At 57.7% G+C, this 3,795-nt stretch carries 4 protein-coding genes; all 4 read left to right on the top strand.

What is annotated here, in order from left to right:
• The first annotated feature begins 140 nt into the window (after positions 1-140).
• The 4 genes from ACETWG_00795 to ACETWG_00810 all read left to right on the top strand — a co-directional run bounded on the left by ACETWG_00795 (position 141) and on the right by ACETWG_00810 (position 3,710).
• Positions 141-722: a superoxide dismutase gene (locus ACETWG_00795; GenBank protein ID MFB0515125.1), complete on the top strand. Its 582-nt coding sequence runs from the start codon at positions 141-143 to the stop codon at positions 720-722.
• A gap of 140 nt (positions 723-862) precedes the next feature.
• Positions 863-2,143, top strand: a complete 1,281-nt coding sequence (locus tag ACETWG_00800; GenBank protein ID MFB0515126.1) for a cytochrome ubiquinol oxidase subunit I — start codon at positions 863-865, stop codon at positions 2,141-2,143.
• Positions 2,136-3,218 carry a hypothetical protein gene (locus tag ACETWG_00805; protein MFB0515127.1) on the top strand — a complete coding sequence of 361 codons (1,083 nt, stop codon included), beginning with the start codon at positions 2,136-2,138 and terminating at the stop codon, positions 3,216-3,218. The genes ACETWG_00800 and ACETWG_00805 overlap by 8 nt, the downstream gene beginning before the upstream one ends.
• Before the next feature lie 54 nt (positions 3,219-3,272).
• A complete protein-coding gene (locus tag ACETWG_00810) occupies positions 3,273-3,710 on the top strand; it encodes a nucleoside 2-deoxyribosyltransferase (protein ID MFB0515128.1) in 438 nt (145 codons plus the stop codon).
• Positions 3,711-3,795: the final 85 nt, after the last annotated feature.

Genomic DNA, 3,795 nt, shown 5'->3' on the forward strand with positions numbered 1-3,795 from the left:
GAGTCGCCGGCAAACCGCCGCTACCTCTTTTTCGCCCGTCAGGGAGTCACTGAGTGCTGATTTGCCTGCAGCCTGATCCCGGATAAGGGTGGTTGGTTTCAGGAAGCATCACCATCAACAAGACGAAAGGAGTAACCCACATGACACACGAGGCACGGGATTTCAGATACCTGCTGGGCAGCTTGGAGGGTATTTCGGACAAGCTGCTCGAAGCGCATTTCGGCCTTTACAAGGGCTACGCAGCCCGCCTGACCCTGATCGAGGAGGAGCTCAAAAAGGCCGATAAAAGCCACACCAACTACAGCTGGGGCCACTGGTCGGAGCTGAAGCGCCGGGAGGCGGTGGCCTTCAACGGCACTTACCTCCATGAGCTGTACTTCGAGAACCTGCAGGCCAGGGGAGAACCCAGCGCGGAGCTGCTGAATGCCGTTAAGGAGTCCTTCGGCGGCTACGACGAATTCCTCAAAGACGTGAAGGCCACCGGCCTGTGCACCATCGGCTGGGTAGTGGTGACCATGTCCCGGGTAGACAACAGACTGCATACCTATCTGCTCACGGAGCATCATATCGGCTTTCCGGTATTGCAGGATATCGTGCTGGTGCTGGACAGCTTCGAGCACGCCTTCGCCATGGATTACGGCACCGACCGGGGCGGATACATTGATGCCTTTGTGAAGAACATCAACTGGGAGATAGTGAATCAGCGCTTCGCTGCCCTTTGATCGCTTGCATTACTTGATCAGGTAGTCTAACAGGGATTGCCGGGGCATTCCTTGATTCTGCTTCCAGGTCGCTGGTGAAAGCACAATTACCTAACCTCCGGCCTGATTCCTTTTTATTATATTAGTGTTAAAGGAGAATAATGAATTACCCTATCTGGCAAGTCCCCTTAATCGGCGGCGGCCTGCTCATTGGTGCCATCGCCATACTACACGTGTTCATCTCGCACTTCGCTATCGGCGGCGGGCTGTTTTTGGTACTGACCGAGATGCACGCCATCCGCACCGGTGATGAAGTTCTGCGTGATTACCTCAAATCCCACGCCCGGTTCTTCATCCTGGTTACGCTGGTGCTGGGTGCCCTCAGCGGAGTGGGGATCTGGTTTACCATTTCCCTGGTGAATCCGGAAGCGACCGGACTGCTCATCCGCACTTTTGTCTGGGCCTGGGCCACGGAATGGGTCTTCTTCCTAGTGGAGATCCTGGCCGCTTTTATCTATTATTATACCTGGGACACCCTGGATGCAAGGCGCCATGTGGCCGTGGGCTGGGTCTACTTCATCGCTGCCTGGCTGAGCCTGTTCTTCATTAACGGTATCCTCACCTTCATGCTCACTCCCGGCCGCTGGTTGGAGACTGGCAGCTTCTGGCCGGCCCTCTTCAATCCTGGCTTTGGGCCCTCCCTGCTCATCCGCACGGGTGTGGCCTTTTCCCTGGCCGGCCTGTATGCCCTGCTCACCTCCAGCTTTATCAAGGAGGGTATCGACCGCAGCCGGCTGGTACGCTATTCCGCCAAATGGCTGATGCCGGCGGTTCTGCTTATCCCTCTGGGCGGTATCTGGTATATCAACGTCCTTCCGGAGTCAGCACGTCATATTTTCATGGGCGGCGCGCCGGCCGTGACCATGTTTGCTATCTTCAGCGTGGTCGTCTCCATTCTGATCTTCGCTTTTATATACTTCCTGCCCTACCGGAGCCCGGCGGCGTTCACCCCAGCCCTGGCCATCCTCTTTATGATCCTGGGTTTCAGCGTTACGGCAGTCACCGAATGGACCCGCGAGGCGGTACGCAAACCATACATCATTTACGACTTCATGTACTCGAACAATTTCACCAAAACGGACGGCACCCGCTACACCGAGACCGGCGTCCTGCCTGCCGCCAAGTGGCTCAACCCTCATGAGGAGCAGAACCCGGGGTACAAGCTCTACCAGATCCAGTGTGCCAGCTGCCACACCCCGACCGGCTACAACGGGCTCAAGCAGCTCACCTACGGCTGGAGTGAACCGTATCTGGAGTCCCAATTGGACCATCTGGACGAACTGAAGGAGTTTATGCCCCCCTTTATAGGAACGGCGGCAGAGCGGCACCTGCTGGCACGGTGGCTGGTCCAGCTGCACGATGGGGGGAATACCGATGAATGAGCTGCCCATACCTGATCCCTCCCTCATCGCGCTGCCGGGGCCGGTATGGCTTTTCCAGGCCCTGCTGCTGGCAATCTTTATCCTCCATCTACTCCTGATGAACCTGGTCCTGGGTGGGAGCATGGTCAGTGCCGTCCACCTCTTCCGGGGCAGGAGCCGGCCCGGAGAACGGGAGCTAGCCCTTACACTGGCCAAAACCCTTCCCGTCGCCATGGCCATGACTATCACTTTCGGCGTACCACCGCTGCTTTTCATTCAGGCCCTGCATGGCCGGCTATTCTATAGCAGCTCCATCCTCACCGCCTGGCCCTGGCTGACTATCGTAGTATTCCTGGTGGTCGCCTACTACGGGTTCTACGTCCTGTCCATGAAAGGGGAGAACTGGGAGCAGTATGCGCCCTGGTTCGCCGTGCTCAGCGCCGTGTTGCTCTTCCTGGTGGGAGCCACCTTCACCAGCAACCTGACGCTCATGCAGACCCCCGAACGCTACCAGCAAGCCTATAATTCCACCTTCCTGGGGCTTTACCTGAACCTGTCTGACCCCACCATGGTCCCCAGATTCCTGCACATCTTCCTGGCGGCCTTGGCGGTGACGGGGGCCTTCCTGGCGCTGCGCCATCGCCGGGAGAAACCCAAGCGCAACGTCGGACTGGGGTGGTTCGCGGGAGCCACGCTGGGGCAGGTGCCGGTGGGCTTATGGTTCCTTTTCGCCCTGCCCGAGGACTTAACGGAAACCGTTCTCGAATACTCCCTGTTCGGGCTGCCATATTTCTGGATCATGATTGCCGTGGCGGCGCTGGCATTGCTTCACTTCGTCGGAGCCTTCTTCGCCAGGGATAAAACCCTGCCCATCATTGAAGGCAGCGCCCTGCTGCTGGTCACGATTGTCCTGATGGCCGGAATGCGCACGGTCCTCCGCCAGGCCTACCTTGAGCCAGTGTATCAGCTAGACAGCCGGGTAGCTGCCCAGTGGGGTCCGCTGGCCCTCTTTGCGGTAACGCTGATCATCGGGCTGGTGGCTGTGGGGTGGCTGATTCGGGCTTATCGGCGTTCCTTAATTCGCGCGAGCAGCTAACTTGCCTTTTTCACCTAAGAATCGGCCTCAAGGTATATTCCAGGGAAAAGTAAGGTGCGCATCTATTTTTCCGGTAGTATGAGCGGCGGCCGGGAGCGAGCCCACCTCTATCCCCACATCATCGACCAGCTCAGGAAATACGGCGAGGTTCTCACCGAGTTCGTGGCGGACCAACGGCACAGCCAGATGGGCGAGCGGGATGTCACCCCCGAGGCCGTCTACCGACGGGATACTGACTTCGTAAACCGCTGCGATGTTATGGTGGCAGAAGTATCCGTGCCTTCTTTCGGGGTGGGGGTGGAGGTTGCCCACGCGGGGATGCAGGGCAAGCCGGTGCTGGCCCTTTATCAGCCCTCAGCGGGCCGCCGCCTGTCGGCCATGATCGCCGGCGACCCGAACGTGACGGTGGCGGAGTACCACAGCCTGGAGGAGGCAAAGAAGGCGGTGGAAGAGTTCTTTGGGGCATTGGGGGTATTGTCAATTGACGATTGAAAATTGTAGATTGAATTGGAATTCGAATTCATAAATCGAATATGAGAATTTCAATACTTGGAATTACCTTAAACAGAATCCAAGT

This window comes from Candidatus Neomarinimicrobiota bacterium, from assembly GCA_041862535.1.
Lineage (GTDB): Bacteria > Fidelibacterota > Marinisomatia > SCGC-AAA003-L08 > TS1B11.

Bases quoted from the DNA above. Each gene is read 5' to 3' on its own strand.
- ACETWG_00795 (MFB0515125.1), top strand. From the start codon at position 141: ATGACACACGAGGCACGGGATTTCAGATACCTGCTGGGCAGCTTGGAG.
- ACETWG_00800 (MFB0515126.1), top strand. From the start codon at position 863: ATGAATTACCCTATCTGGCAAGTCCCCTTAATCGGCGGCGGCCTGCTC.
- ACETWG_00805 (MFB0515127.1), top strand. From the start codon at position 2,136: ATGAATGAGCTGCCCATACCTGATCCCTCCCTCATCGCGCTGCCGGGG.